Below are 13,631 nucleotides of genomic sequence, written 5' to 3'. Positions count from 1 at the left end.
TTAATACCATTACGCTTAATCTTAAACAGTCCTAATTAAAATAATATAATAAGTTCGTTTTTGATAAAAGGAAAAAGGAGAAATCTCTTCTGAATTAAAAACTATTTTTAAAAATTCCAACAAAAAAAGGAGGATGGAAATCCATCCTCCTTGAAGACACGCTCTTAATTATTTAAGAGTAACCTTTGCGCCAACTTCTTCAAGTTTAGCCTTCATGTCTTCTGCTTCGTCCTTAGCAACGCCTTCCTTGATTACTGAAGGAGCGTCATCAACTAAGCCCTTAGCATCTTTCAAGCCAAGACCTGTAATGTCCTTAACAGCCTTGATTACCTTAACCTTAGCTGAACCTGCGTCTGTTAATTCAACGTCGAATTCTGACTTTTCAGCAGCGCCGTCTGCACCTGCAGCACCTGCAGCAGCAACTGGAGCAGCAGCTGAAACACCAAATTCATCTTCGATAGCTTTTACTAAGTCGTTTAATTCAAGAATGCTAGCTTCTTTTAAGTCAGCAATGATCTTTTCTGTATCTAATGCCATTTTATTTTCCTCCGAAATTTAAAAATTATTTTTAATTAATTATTCTGCATCTGCTTCTGCGTCAGCACCTTCGTCCTTGCTGTCTGCAACAGCCTTAACAGCATATGCAAAGTTGCGAACTGGTGCTTGTAATACAGAGAGTAACATTGAAAGCAAACCTTCGCGGTCTGGAAGTTTTGATAAAGCGTTGATTTCGTCTAATGATGAAACCTTACCTTCGATCATGCCACCCTTGATTTCAAGGTTTTCGTGATCTTCAGCAAACTTAACCAAAATCCGTGCTGGAGCTGTAACATCTTCTTCAGAGAAGCAAACAGCTGTTGGACCTGCAAATACGTCATCTAAGCCTTCAATTTCAGCCTTAGCTACGGCACGCTTTAAGTATGTGTTCTTAATAACGCGCATTTCAACTCCGGCTTCACGTAATTGTTTACGTAAGTCTGTAACTTCTTCAACAGTTAAACCACGATAGTCAACAACAACATTTGATACTGAGTTTTTGAACTTGTCAGCAACTTCGTCAACGATCGCAGCCTTCTTAGCGATAATTTCTTTAACCATGTTTTCACCTCCTAGTTGTAGATTAGAGTAATAAAAAACTCTATGTCTACACTAAGACATAGAGAAAGAACCGTATTCTCCTCGGCAGGATTTTGAGGCTTGCACCACCTGAGTCTTAGGTAGAACTATTATCAACTTTTTTAGTTTATCATAACCGGTTTTACCGGTCAATTACTTTTTTATTTAAGAGTGTTAACGTCAATTGTAACACTTGGTCCGAATGTTGAAGCAACTGATAAGTGCTTGATGTATGTTCCCTTAACAGCAGCTGGACGAGCCTTCGCAATTACTTCGTAAATTGCCATGAAGTTTTCGTTTAATGCTTTAGCATCAAATGAAACCTTACCAACTGGAACGTGAACGTTACCGTCACGGTCTGTCCGGTATGTTACTTGACCTGACTTAGCGTCTGTAACAGCCTTCTTAACATCCATTGTAACTGTACCAGTCTTTGGGTTTGGCATTAAGCCTTTAGGACCAAGAACCCGACCTAAACGACCTACTTGGGCCATCATGTCTGGGGTTGCGATTGCAACGTCAAAGTCTAACCAGCCATCTTGGATCCGTTGTGCCAAGTCGTCGTCACCAACAACATCTGCACCGGCATCCTTAGCTTCTTGAGCCTTTGGACCCTTAGCAAATACGATAACTTTTTGGTCTTTACCTGTACCATTTGGTAAAACCATTGCGCCCCGTAATTGTTGGTCAGCTTGCTTTGTATCAAGGTTTAAGTTAAATGCAGCTTCAACAGTTGCATCAAAGTTAGCAAAGTCAATCTTCTTAACTAATTCAAGGGCTTCTTCTGATGTGTAGCTCTTGTCAGCTTCAATTTGCTTTGCAGCTTCTAAATATTTCTTGCTTTTCTTTTTAGCCATTAGTGTTTTCCTCCTTGCAAAATGTGGTCATCGGATAAACCTCCCACTTGACATCTTTACTTTCGCAAAGTGTCCGACTGGGAAGCATGTTAATTATGCTTAGTCCTTAACAACAAAGCCCATGCTCCGTGCAGTACCTTCAATCATGCGCATAGCAGCTTCAACGTCTGCAGCGTTTAGATCTTGCATCTTTGTTTCAGCGATTTCCTTAACTTGGTCTTTTGTAACTGTTGCGACCTTCTTTGTGTTAGGTTCGCCTGAGCCTTTTTGTACACCAGCAGCCTTCTTAAGTAATACTGAAGCAGGTGGTGTCTTTGTAATGAAGTCGAATGAACGGTCTTCATATACATTGATAACAACAGGAATAATCATGCCAGCTTGGTCAGCTGTCCGTGCATTAAATTCCTTTGTGAATCCCATAATGTTGATACCTGCTTGTCCTAAAGCTGGACCTACAGGAGGAGCTGGAGTTGCTTTTCCAGCAGGAATTTGTAACTTAACTACGTTTACTACATTCTTTGCCACGGTAAAAACCTCCTCTTCCGTGTGTGGTTCGGATGGCCATTCAGATTTGACCTCCCACTAAGTATGTGTAAAACATACTTTTAGAATATACCACAAAAAAAGTTTCAGTGCAATGGTCTGCACTGAAACTTCTGCTTTTAAACAATGACTGTAATCGCAGCCGCAGCGATGATCAAAACCAAACCACCAACTGTAACTGCCATTTCACGATGCGTTTTCTTCTGTCCCAAAAACCAGATTCCGGTTAACGTTGCTAAAACAACAGATGTCTGCGATAAGATAAAGCCGGTTGCCAGTCCATTCATATTTGGCTGTGCCGAAATTAAATATGTAAGGGCCGCAAACGCAAAGAAAAATCCTGAAATAATTTGCTTATACGTTACTTTTTGAGCAAACGGATTGCCCTGTTTCCGGGCCAAAGTAATGATTCCATAAATCACTCCGACGATTACCATTCCAATTGCTTGCGGTAAGAAAGCTTGCTTGCCGTTAATGCTTGCTGCTTGCGGAGCGGCTGAGTAAGCCCAATATCCAATTTCACCAATCAGTAAAACAATAACTGCTTTACGCAAAGAATTGCTATCTTCCTTTGTTTTATGCTCACTCCAAACCGTCATCCAAGCACCGAGAATAATTACCGCCAAAGCAACAAAGCCAACAACTTTATCGATCATTGTCGGCCAATCGCCAAGCGCAACGACGCCCCAAAGCGAAGCTCCTAAAAGTTGAAAAGCTGTTGTAACCGGCATTGCCCTTGAAGAGCCGATCAACGTAAATGAATAAAAGGTAATCACTTGCGCCACTGCCCATCCAATTCCTGAAAGAATTGCCAGTAACAAATCTTTGCCTTGAGGAAACCCTAAATGTTCAATTTGATTATAAACGATTGCAAAGATCAACGTTCCAATCGTTGATCCGAGAATTTGATTTACAGGTTTGCCGCCAAATTTGGATGCAATTGTCGGATAGATTCCCCATCCAATCAACGGTCCTAATCCAATTAAAATTGCAACTAACTTCATTGAAGCTCACTCCATTTCAATTCTTTTATTAGTGGGTCAAGAACTTGCCGATAATTTGATCGACCTGTTCGTTTTCATGCAAAAGGCTATGCTCAGCCTGTTTTCCATGAATAATATATTCTTGATATTGCCGCCGAACATCCCTAACCAAATAACGCAGCGAAAGCGCCGAGTTAACTGAAACTTGTCCGTCTGAAAATGTTCCATCCTGTAAATTTCCCGCAATGTTTAGGAAACGAATGTCTGCGGGCATCCCAATGTTATTAGCTTTCATCCACCGGTAAAGGGGCGACATTTCAACCGGCCCCGTTGTTGTTAACGGATGGTCTTCAATGTATGGGGTTCGCTTACCGACTTCAAGGTCATTAAACGGAGCGCCGATCGTAACCACCCGTTTGACCTTCGAATTCCGTCCATCATATCCATATTGATTCAAATACATTAAAACCGATACACATCCCATCGAATGGGCAACCAGGTTCACATGCGAAATCCCATAATTCGTCTTTAACTGGTTCAATAGTTTCCAAATCCATTTAACTTGATGGGCAACATTTTCGCGGTTTTCTAAAAATAAAACCTGAATCAATGAACGCGGCCGTCCCCAAAAATAAATATGGCCCGTTCGCGAAATGATCGCCACGCATGAATTTTCTCCCCAATGGTTCTTCGCAAACCGTTTCAGCATCTTGCGAAAAGAAAAATACGTTCCCGAATAACCGTGAATGAAAAGCGTTGGTTCTTGAACTCGCATTTTTATCAATTCTTTCTATTCCTTAATAAAAATGAGGTTGTTTCCGCAACCTCACCCATTATAGTTAATCTTAAAACTGAATCTCAAATTAAACGATCTTGTCGATTTCATCAAAGCCGACTTCAACGTTTGTTTCGTGGCCCATCATTAAGATGTTTCCTTTGATCTTCATCTTTTCGCCGTCAACTTCCGTTACCTTGATTACTTGACCCTTAAATGGTCCATCGATAATTGCAACGGAATCACCCACGTTGACCTTAAAGTCTTGATGCCGCGTACTCATTCCAAGACCATGTAAAATCGTTTGGATTTCTGAGTCCAATAATGGGGCTGGCTTGCTTCCTGAACCGTGAGAACCAACAAATCCGGTAACCCCTGGAGTATTCCGAACAACATACCATGATTGGTCAGTCATTACCATTTCAACTAACACATAGCCAGGGAAAGTCTTTAACGTTTCGACCTTTTCTTTCCCCGTCTTGGTTGTTTCATGCTTTTCTTCTTCCGGAACAACTACCCGAAAAATGTAGTCTTCCATTCCCATTGATTGGGCACGAGATTCAAGGTTGGTCTTGACCTTGTTTTCATATCCAGAGTATGTGTGCAAAACATACCACTTTTTTTCTGATGTTTCTGCCATTGTGATCCTTCCATTCATCATTAATTCATTTAATTTCAAAGCAAAATAAAAAAACCTCGCAAAGCGAAGGTTTTTCAACTAACGTTAGTATAACAAACTTTTCTGCGTTTGACTAGATAAAGGAAATCAAACCTTGAACCGCAGCGTCAATGACTGCAAAAAAGATAATCAAGAGAATTGACATTGTAACAACCGTTGATGTATCTTTCCGGGTTTCACGTGCATTTTCCCACGTTGTATCCTTCATTGTTTGAATAACTTCTTTAAAAAATTTCAACGTTCTCGCTCCTTTATTTCGTTTCTCGGTGAAGAGTATGTTTATTACAATATTTACAGAATTTCTTTACTTCAAGGCGTTCAGTCCGGTTCGGATTCTCAGTGATCGTATAGTTCCGTGAACCGCAAACTGAACAAGCTAATGCAATTTTACGTTTTGAAGACATAATTCTCTCCTTCTAAAATCTCAAGATAACTATACAATTAATTCTTCGCACGTGTCAACTTATTCTGAAAGTTCATCCCGCAATTGGGCAAGTTTTTCCAACTGCTGATCATCCCACGGACTTTTTCGAACCGTTGACTGAATTTGATAATTTTTCGTTGCCTCACTGACTTTTCGCCGGGCATGTTTAATGTCCTGATATAATTCCCACGCCGGTTTCCGAAGAGCTCCTTGTGAAAAGATCGTCCATTGTTCCGCCTGATCACTGGTGGCGACTGTTACCTGCGTCAATGGTGAAAGAAGTTTTCCAGCCAACGATTCAATATAACTGTCAGCGGTCTGTCCTTCATCCGTCCAAATGATCGTTAGGTCATATTGTTGATAGCTTTTTGAAAGTCCCGGAACGTACATTGCATCAAAGACAACGATGATTTCCATGTCCATTTGTTTCCGGTAATTCGAAAGAACTTTCAATAACTGATCCCGTGCATCCTCTAGCCGGTCGGCCTTTTTTAACTTATCAAGCTGCGGCCAGTTGCCAATCATATTATAGGCATCCACAATCAAAATCCGCTTTTTCATCGGTTATTCTCCTCGCGATGAAAATGCTTGATACATCAATAGACTGGCAGCAACACTGGCGTTTAAACTTTGAACATGTCCTACCATCGGAATCGTCAGCATTTCATCACATTCCTTTTTCAAAAGCGGTGAAATTCCTTTTCCTTCATTTCCAATGACCATTGCCGTTGGTCCCTTGGCACTCCACTTCCGGAAATCTTGGCCTTTCATATCCGTTCCAAAGACCCATACTCCCCGTTCCTTTAACTGCTTTACGGTTTGAACTAAATTGGTAACCCGCGCTACCGGAACGTATTCAATGGCGCCGGTCGAAGTCTTCGCAACCGTTGACGTCAATTGAACCGCCCGCCGCTTAGGAATAATAATTCCATGAATGCCGGCCGCATCCGCCGTCCGTAAAATCGATCCTAAATTGTGCGGGTCTTCGATCCCATCAAGAATCAAGAAAAGCGGATCCTCATTGCGCTTGGCAGCCCGCGCAAATAAATCATCAACCGTTGCATATTCAAATGGTGAAACCGTTAAAACAACACCCTGGTGATTTTGATTATTACTCAGTTGATCCAGCTTGGTTTTCGGAACTTGGGAAACAATGATTCCCTTTTGTTTTGCCCGGGTCACGATCTCAGCGATGGCATCTGAGTTTGATCCTACCTGGACAAAAACCTTATTGATCGTCTGGCCCGACTTGAGGGCTGCCATTGCCGGGTGCCGTCCGATCACCATGTCATTTGTATTACTTTGAGCCACTTAAATTTTCCTCCTCAACCGTTTTAATACACCATGCTGCAATTTCATCCAACCGGTCCTTTTGTTCACTTAAATATAAGTAGCCAAAAAGGGCTTCAAACCCCGTTGAGATGCGATAAGTCATTACCGACGTATTTTTGGCTGATGTATGACTTTTCGCATTCCGGCCGCGCTTAAAATACTCTTGTTCTTCTTCTGTCAGAAGGTGCTGATCTTCCATTCGTCCGACTAAAAACGCTTGGGCCTTGGCCGAAACATACCGGGTTGCAATATGGTGCAACTTAGTTGGTTTGGTAAGTCCCTTTTGAAGCAAATGCTGCCGGACATACACTTCATAAATTGCGTCGCCGATATAAGCGAGCGCGATTCCGTTCATCTGATTATAATCTGCAATTGCCATTATTCTCTTCTCCACCGTGTTCCTTGCGCAGTATCTTCAAGAATGATTCCCTGGCACTTCAATTCATCTCGAATTTCATCACTGCGGGCATAGTCCTTATTTGCCCGGGCTTCGGTTCGTTCTTGAATCAGCTTTTCAATTTCTTCGTCCAATAATTCCTGCTTGGGCATCTTGATTCCAATAATCTGGGTCAATGCTTCAAACTTCGTCAACATTGCCTTGGCAAGTTCCTTTGAAACCTGCTCCTTTTCAGCATAAACGTTCATTAATTTTGCAAATTCATAAAGCGAAGTCATTGCATTTTGAACGTTAAAGTCATCGTCCATTGCCTTTTCAAAGTCGCTGACTAATTGTTCAAATTGACGTTGAACCGCTTCATCAGCTGAAATTTCACTGGCATCCTTCATCCGGTAATCAAGATTCCGATAAGCCGTTGTCAACTTTTCAAGGTTCGTCTTGGCTTCGGCCAGGTTTTCTTCCGTATATTGAATTGGCCGCCGATAATGCGTTGTTGCCATAAAGAACCGAATCACTTGCGGATCGACCTTCTTTACCAGATCATGAACCGTGACAAAGTTTCCAAGTGATTTGCTCATCTTTTCATTTTCCTTGCCAATCGTTACGAATCCGTTATGCATCCAGTAATTAACAAATTTATGCCCTGTCTTAGATTCACTTTGAGCAATTTCGTTTTCATGATGCGGGAATTCAAGGTCCACCCCGCCAGCGTGAATATCGATCGTATCTTCCAGATACTTAGTTGCCATCACCGAGCATTCAATGTGCCATCCGGGACGGCCCTTTCCCCACGGTGAATCCCAGGCAATTTCACCCGGTTTGGCCTTTTTCCAAAGAGCGAAGTCAAGCGGATCGTGCTTTTTAGCCTGTTCTTCATCCGTTACCCGTTCGCTTGCTCCCTGTTCAAGGTCATTGATCGCCTGACCTGAAAGTTCCCCGTAAGTCTTAAACTCGCGGGTCTTGAAGTACACATCGCCGTCAACCGCATAGGCAGCGCCTTTTTGAACCAATTCGTTAATAAACGTAATGATGTCATCCATATTTTCCATTACGCGCGGATTTAACGTTGCCCGTTGAACGTTTAACGCATCAATATCTTCGTAAAATGCTTTGATATATTTATCCGCTAATTCAGGAACTGTCATCCCGGTTTCCTGACTTGCCTTGATCAGCTTATCATCAACATCCGTAAAGTTTGAAACGTACTGAACGTCAAATCCCTTATATTCTAAATACCGGCGAACAGTATCAAACGCAACCACGCTCCGGGCATTGCCGATATGAATATAATTGTAAACGGTTGGCCCACAAACATACATCATGACCTTCCCCGGGTGGATCGGCTTAAATTCTTCTTTTTGATTAGTTAATGTATTGTAAATCTGCATTTTGCTCTCCTGTACACAAAAGAGGGTGACCAACGTCCGCCCTCTTTTATCAAATATTTGCCTTCACTAAGCACCAATTTCCTTTAATGTTTGTTCAAGGTGCTTCAATGCCTTTTCCCGTCCAAGCAATTCAATTGATGGTGCGAGGTCCGGACCGTGCATTGCGCGCGTTGTGGCAATTCGAATCGGCATGTATAATTGCCGTCCGCGAATCTTGGTTTCTTTTTGAATCGCTTTGATCGTGTTTTGAATTTCAGTTGCATCAAAAATTGGCAGCTTCTTTACGCGTTCTGCAAATTCTTTTAATACAACCGGTGCCGTTTCAACTGCAAGTTCTTCCTTGGCAGCATCATCCAGCTTGTCTGGTTCACTGAAGAAAACATCAGCCATTTCAACGATTTGACCCGTGTAAGACATTTGTTGTTTGTATAAACTTGTCAATTGACGTGCCCATTCGATCTTCATTGTGTCTGGGTTTTCTTCGATCTTGCCCGCTTTGATCAATTGCTTCAATGCTGAATCAGCGATCACGTCTGAGTTTGCAGCCTTGACATACTGGTTGTTGATCCATTCAAGTTTCTTAATATCAAAAGCAGCAGGTGACTTGCTTAACCGGTTAGGATCAAACATTTTGATGAATTCCCGTTGGTTAAAGATTTCTGATTCACCAACTGGTGACCAGCCTAACAATGTAATAAAGTTAAACATTGCATCTGGTAAGTAACCGAGTGAACGGTATTGTTCGATAAATTGAAGAACCGTTTCATCCCGCTTGCTTAACTTCTTCCCGGTTTCAGAATTAATGATCAATGACATGTGACCAAATTGAGGAGCTTCCCATCCAAAAGCTTCATAAACAACCAATTGCTTTGGTGTATTAGCAACGTGGTCGTCACCCCGCAAAACGTGTGTGATTTCCATCATGTGATCGTCAACAACAACCGCAAAGTTGTAAGTTGGCATTCCATCACGCTTTTGAATGACAAAATCACCACCGATCGTGTCTGATTGGAAACTGATGTGGCCCTTTACAATATCATCCCATTCATATGTCTTGTTATGCGGAACATGAATCCGAATAACCGGCTTGATGCCCTTTGCCCGTGCAGCTTCTTGACTTGCCTTGATTTCATCATCTGACATTCCTTCATATTCATAAACATACCGGGGAGCTTCACCACGTGCTTTCTGTTCTTCACGTTGCTTTTCAAGTTCTTCTTCGGTCATGTATGATTCGTATGCTAAGCCCTTATCAAGCAATTCTTGAATTAATGGCTGATAAATGTCTTTCCGTTCTGATTGACGGTATGGACCATACTTACCTGGCTTATCTGGACCTTCATCCCAGTCGATTCCAAGCCACTTTAAGTTTTCCATTTGACTCTTTTCACCATCGGCAACGTTCCGTTTGGTATCAGTATCTTCGATCCGTAAAACGAAAGTTCCCTTGTTATGCCGAGCAAAAAGATAGTTAAACAATGCTGTTCGAGCATTTCCAATGTGTAAGTGTCCTGTTGGACTTGGTGCGTAACGCACTCTGACTTTATTCTTAGCCATTAATAGCGCCTCTTCCTTGTTATTTTTATCTAAAGCTGCAACAAACCGCGATCACGCTTTGCCGTTCTTATTTATGAATATTTACCGTTTAATTTTACAATGAAATCTTAAAAAAATAAATGCTTCATCACTAATTATCATTTTTTTCATTCAGTTCGCGTTTGGAATGAGCTAATTTAGCAAAGATCATTCGCCCGGCATCCGTTTGAATTGCACTTGTAACTTCAACTTCGACCATTTTATTCATGAAGAATTTCCCATCTTCAACCACGATCATCGTTCCATCGTCAAGGTACGCAACCCCCTGTTGGCGTTCGGTCCCGTTTTTGATAATCGTTACCCGTAATTTTTCACCCGGAATAACCCGTGGTTTCAATGACTTCGCTAACTGATTGATATTCAAGACCCGCACGTTTTGAAATTCGCTGACCTTGTTCAAATTATAATCGTTCGTAATGATTTCAGCGTCCATCAGTTTCGCCAATTTGATCAATTTACTATCAACTTCTTGAATATCATCAAAGTCGCCATCATACATTTCAATCGGGACAATTTTTTCAGCCCGTAATTTATTCAAAATGTCCAAGCCACGCCGGCCGCGAACCCGCTTGATACTATCACCGGAATCAGCAATATATTGAAGTTCGTATAATACAAAGTTAGGAACGACCAGGGTTCCTTCAAGAAAACCGGTTTTAGCCAGGTCATAGATCCGCCCATCGATCAAAATATTGGTATCCAGCAACTTATAGTGATAGAAATTTTGTCCGGCTTTGCGTTCCAAAACCGTTCCATCCGGTGAATTCTTTTCCTTCTTTTTACGATTAAAAAGATTGCGGAATTCGAGTGTCCGGGATCGCCCGACCACAAAACCGAGATACCCAAATAAAATTAAAATCGCAATCGGCAAAAAGGCACTTACAAAAAGCGAATGTGACCGCGTCAATGGGGTCGTGATCAGAAAGCCGAGAATCAACGCTAAAATAATTGCAATTACCTCTGAAATCAGACTATCCGTTTGCTGGTGCAGTAAATTCTTTTCAATCCGATCGATTATCCGGTCAAATGGATCGACAAGCAAAAATGAAAGCAACGTAAAGGCAATCAGGCCAATCAGCATGTCCATTGGAGCATTTGCAAGCCATGGATTATGAACATGAACCATTGCCCAAAGTGCCGGTAAAAATGAGTACCCAGCACCGATTCCTAAAATCATTAATGCAATGCGTATCAATTTTTTCCGCATAATCTCACCTTCTTCCTATCTGAAAACCATCTTTAGTGTTTCTGCAAGGGTTTGAACGCCGACAACTTGAATATTGGCCGGAATTTGCCAGCCATCAAGATTATTCTTCGGAATAAAAACGCGTTTAAAACCCAGTTTGGCTGCTTCAGCAACCCGTTGTTCGATGCGGTTGACCCGCCGGACTTCCCCCGTTAATCCGAGTTCTCCGATGAAGCAATCTGTCGGCGAAGTTTCCGCATCGCGGTAGCTGGAAACAATGCTGATTGCAATCGAAAGATCAATTGCGGGTTCATCGAGTTTCACTCCGCCGGCCGCTTTCAAATATGCATCTTGATTTTGCAACAGCAAGCCTGCCCGCTTTTCAAGAACTGCCATGATCAAGGCTACGCGGTTATGGTCAAGCCCCGTTGTCGTTCGTTTGGCATTTCCAAAAGCCGTTGGGGTTACCAGGGCCTGGATCTCAACCAAAATCGGACGCGTTCCCTCAAGCGAAACCACCACTGAGGAACCCGTTGCACCACGTAACCGTTCTTCAAGAAAGACTTTAGATGGGTTCGCAACTTCAACCAATCCGCCTTGTTTCATTTCAAAAATTCCAATTTCGTTTGTCGAACCAAACCGGTTTTTGACTGCCCGTAAAATCCGGTAAGCCCGGTGCTGGTCGCCTTCAAAGTAAAGCACCGTGTCGACCATGTGTTCCAAAATCTTGGGACCGGCAATCGCTCCCCCCTTGGTAACGTGCCCAACAACGAAAACCGTTACGCCGTTCGTTTTCGCAATTTTCATCAAATCAGACGTCACTTCGCGAATCTGGGCAACGCTGCCGACTGCCGAAGTCATTTCCGGTTCTTGCATGGTTTGAACCGAGTCAATAATGACGTAATCCGGTTTTAATTCTTCAATATTTTGCCGAATACGGTCCATATTCGTTTCTGGATACAGGTAAAAATTGCTTCCGCCAACGCCGAGCCGGTTAGCCCGTAATTTGATCTGAACTGCACTTTCTTCGCCTGAAACATACAGGACTTTTTGCGTTTGAGCCAGCTGTCCGGAAACCTGCAACAGCAGCGTTGACTTTCCAATCCCGGGATCCCCGCCGATCAGCACAAGGGAGCCGGGAACCACGCCGCCGCCAAGTACCCTGTTAAATTCTTCATATTGAGTTTTTACCCGCGGCGTTTCCGAAGTTGAAACCTCGTCGATCAACTGGGGTTTAACTTCGTTGCCCGCAAATGTCATGTGGGGTTTCTGCTTAATCGATGACGGCTGTTCTTTAACCTCTTCAATTAATGAATTCCATGCCCCGCAATTCGGACACCGTCCAAGATACCGGGGTGAAACGTACCCGCATTCCTGACATACATACTGTGTTTTTGTTTTTGCCATTCTCAATCATCCTAATTATTTTCCTGATGAACCAAAGCCTCCGGTCCGTTTCATTTGCGGAGTTTGTTCATTATCACTCGTTAAATATGGAATAAAGATTCCCTGACCAAGCCGTTCACCTTTTTTGATCACTTGATCGCGAACCCCGAAATTAACCAACTGGAAGAAAATTTCGCCTTCGTTGTTCGCATTGCCGTAATAATCAGCATCCACGATTCCAACCCCGTTGGGAAGAACGATGCCGCGCTTTAACGGCGAACTTGAACGATTCGCCAACATCAGAAATTCATCATCGTCCATGTAAGCCTTGATTCCCGTTGGAACAAGGTATGGTTTCAAAACATGATTGGCATCTTCATAATCTTGGTCAGTAAGGGGCTTTTGCTCCCGTAATGATTTAAAAATTTTAACAAAATTCAATTTCCAAATACTTGGAAGAACAAAATCTTCGGCCGCACAAAAATCATAGCCGGCAGCATGCTGGGTTGCTCGTTGCGGCAACGTCAAGCCTGCATTTTGATAACGTGAAACAACTTCAAAACCACGATTCATAGTAATTCTCCTCTGCTCATTCTTATTTATTAATCATACCATTAAAAACTTGAATATGGATAACTTTATTAGCCCGAATATGCTAAACTTTATGGTAAGTGGAGGTTTAATTATGGAAGCAATTTGGAATGAAAATGAACTGATCTACCAGGAGAACGATGAAATGATCGCTAACCTTGGATTCCGTCATTTTTCACCTTCATCCCTCTATGTTATTGAACGGGTGTGGGTCAAAGATGACCAAAGTTTGAAAATTAAATTAATTCAAGCCTTTATTCAGCACTTTAAAGCCGATGATCTGCAAATTATCCCGCTTTGCCCTGAAGCCCTTGAATTTTTCAACCATCATCCTGAATTTGATTCATATTTAGCCAAACCACTTCACTCAATTTAAAA

General features: G+C 42.2%; 18 protein-coding genes and 1 other annotated feature. Of the genes, 1 reads left to right on the top strand and 17 read right to left on the bottom strand.

Annotation, left to right across the window (positions count from 1 at the left end):
* Positions 1 to 168: 168 nt before the first annotated feature.
* The 17 genes from rplL to A3O17_RS02255 form a co-directional block, all read right to left on the bottom strand.
* Positions 169 to 537: a 50S ribosomal protein L7/L12 gene (rplL, locus tag A3O17_RS02335; protein WP_057826783.1), complete on the bottom strand. Its 369-nt coding sequence runs from the start codon at positions 535 to 537 to the stop codon at positions 169 to 171.
* Between the two features lie 39 nt (positions 538 to 576).
* On the bottom strand, positions 577 to 1,098 hold the full coding sequence (gene rplJ, locus A3O17_RS02330) for a 50S ribosomal protein L10 (RefSeq protein ID WP_064208593.1): 522 nt from the start codon (positions 1,096 to 1,098) through the stop codon (positions 577 to 579).
* Positions 1,099 to 1,120: 22 nt separating this feature from the next.
* Positions 1,121 to 1,236: a sequence feature (ribosomal protein L10 leader region), on the bottom strand.
* Positions 1,237 to 1,277: 41 nt separating this feature from the next.
* Complete coding sequence (rplA, locus tag A3O17_RS02325) at positions 1,278 to 1,973, bottom strand: 50S ribosomal protein L1 (protein ID WP_064208594.1); 696 nt, start codon at positions 1,971 to 1,973, stop codon at positions 1,278 to 1,280.
* A 99-nt stretch (positions 1,974 to 2,072) separates the two neighbouring features.
* Positions 2,073 to 2,498: a 50S ribosomal protein L11 gene (gene rplK / locus A3O17_RS02320; RefSeq protein WP_057826786.1), complete on the bottom strand. Its 426-nt coding sequence runs from the start codon at positions 2,496 to 2,498 to the stop codon at positions 2,073 to 2,075.
* 137 nt (positions 2,499 to 2,635) lie between these two features.
* Positions 2,636 to 3,520, bottom strand: coding sequence for a ribose/proton symporter RbsU (rbsU, locus tag A3O17_RS02315; protein ID WP_064208595.1), 885 nt, complete (start codon positions 3,518 to 3,520; stop codon positions 2,636 to 2,638).
* Between the two features lie 28 nt (positions 3,521 to 3,548).
* Complete coding sequence (locus A3O17_RS02310; RefSeq protein WP_064208596.1) at positions 3,549 to 4,274, bottom strand: alpha/beta fold hydrolase; 726 nt, start codon at positions 4,272 to 4,274, stop codon at positions 3,549 to 3,551.
* A gap of 88 nt (positions 4,275 to 4,362) precedes the next feature.
* Positions 4,363 to 4,914, bottom strand: coding sequence for a transcription termination/antitermination protein NusG (gene nusG / locus A3O17_RS02305; RefSeq protein ID WP_057826789.1), 552 nt, complete (start codon positions 4,912 to 4,914; stop codon positions 4,363 to 4,365).
* 112 nt (positions 4,915 to 5,026) lie between these two features.
* Entirely contained in the window at positions 5,027 to 5,191 is a 165-nt protein-coding gene (secE, locus tag A3O17_RS02300; protein ID WP_057826790.1) for a preprotein translocase subunit SecE, read from the bottom strand.
* A gap of 13 nt (positions 5,192 to 5,204) precedes the next feature.
* Positions 5,205 to 5,357 carry a 50S ribosomal protein L33 gene (gene rpmG, locus A3O17_RS02295; protein ID WP_057826791.1) on the bottom strand — a complete coding sequence of 51 codons (153 nt, stop codon included), beginning with the start codon at positions 5,355 to 5,357 and terminating at the stop codon, positions 5,205 to 5,207.
* A gap of 59 nt (positions 5,358 to 5,416) precedes the next feature.
* A complete protein-coding gene (locus A3O17_RS02290; protein ID WP_064208597.1) occupies positions 5,417 to 5,938 on the bottom strand; it encodes an NYN domain-containing protein in 522 nt (173 codons plus the stop codon).
* Between the two features lie 3 nt (positions 5,939 to 5,941).
* The gene (gene rlmB, locus A3O17_RS02285; protein WP_064208616.1) at positions 5,942 to 6,664 is read right to left on the bottom strand and encodes a 23S rRNA (guanosine(2251)-2'-O)-methyltransferase RlmB; all 723 of its coding nucleotides are present in this window, start codon (positions 6,662 to 6,664) and stop codon (positions 5,942 to 5,944) included.
* Between the two features lie 10 nt (positions 6,665 to 6,674).
* On the bottom strand, positions 6,675 to 7,088 hold the full coding sequence (locus tag A3O17_RS02280) for a Mini-ribonuclease 3 (RefSeq protein ID WP_086427368.1): 414 nt from the start codon (positions 7,086 to 7,088) through the stop codon (positions 6,675 to 6,677).
* Positions 7,088 to 8,494, bottom strand: a complete 1,407-nt coding sequence (gene cysS, locus A3O17_RS02275; protein ID WP_064208598.1) for a cysteine--tRNA ligase — start codon at positions 8,492 to 8,494, stop codon at positions 7,088 to 7,090. The genes A3O17_RS02280 and cysS overlap by 1 nt, the downstream gene beginning before the upstream one ends.
* Before the next feature lie 66 nt (positions 8,495 to 8,560).
* Entirely contained in the window at positions 8,561 to 10,051 is a 1,491-nt protein-coding gene (gene gltX, locus A3O17_RS02270) for a glutamate--tRNA ligase (protein ID WP_064208599.1), read from the bottom strand.
* 130 nt (positions 10,052 to 10,181) lie between these two features.
* The gene (locus A3O17_RS02265) at positions 10,182 to 11,297 is read right to left on the bottom strand and encodes a PIN/TRAM domain-containing protein (protein ID WP_064208600.1); all 1,116 of its coding nucleotides are present in this window, start codon (positions 11,295 to 11,297) and stop codon (positions 10,182 to 10,184) included.
* Between the two features lie 15 nt (positions 11,298 to 11,312).
* Positions 11,313 to 12,683, bottom strand: coding sequence for a DNA repair protein RadA (gene radA, locus A3O17_RS02260; RefSeq protein ID WP_064208601.1), 1,371 nt, complete (start codon positions 12,681 to 12,683; stop codon positions 11,313 to 11,315).
* A gap of 15 nt (positions 12,684 to 12,698) precedes the next feature.
* The gene (locus A3O17_RS02255; protein WP_064208602.1) at positions 12,699 to 13,235 is read right to left on the bottom strand and encodes a dCTP deaminase/dUTPase family protein; all 537 of its coding nucleotides are present in this window, start codon (positions 13,233 to 13,235) and stop codon (positions 12,699 to 12,701) included.
* Between the two features lie 112 nt (positions 13,236 to 13,347).
* Between A3O17_RS02255 and A3O17_RS02250 the strand changes: the two genes are divergently transcribed.
* On the top strand, positions 13,348 to 13,629 hold the full coding sequence (locus A3O17_RS02250; RefSeq protein ID WP_064208603.1) for a GNAT family protein: 282 nt from the start codon (positions 13,348 to 13,350) through the stop codon (positions 13,627 to 13,629).
* Positions 13,630 to 13,631: the final 2 nt, after the last annotated feature.

It is taken from the genome of Ligilactobacillus aviarius (assembly GCF_001654615.1).
Taxonomy (GTDB): Bacteria; Bacillota; Bacilli; order Lactobacillales; family Lactobacillaceae; genus Ligilactobacillus; species Ligilactobacillus aviarius_B.
The sequence above is the reverse complement of the archived record's forward strand: the minus strand, read 5'-3'. Positions and strand labels throughout refer to the sequence as shown.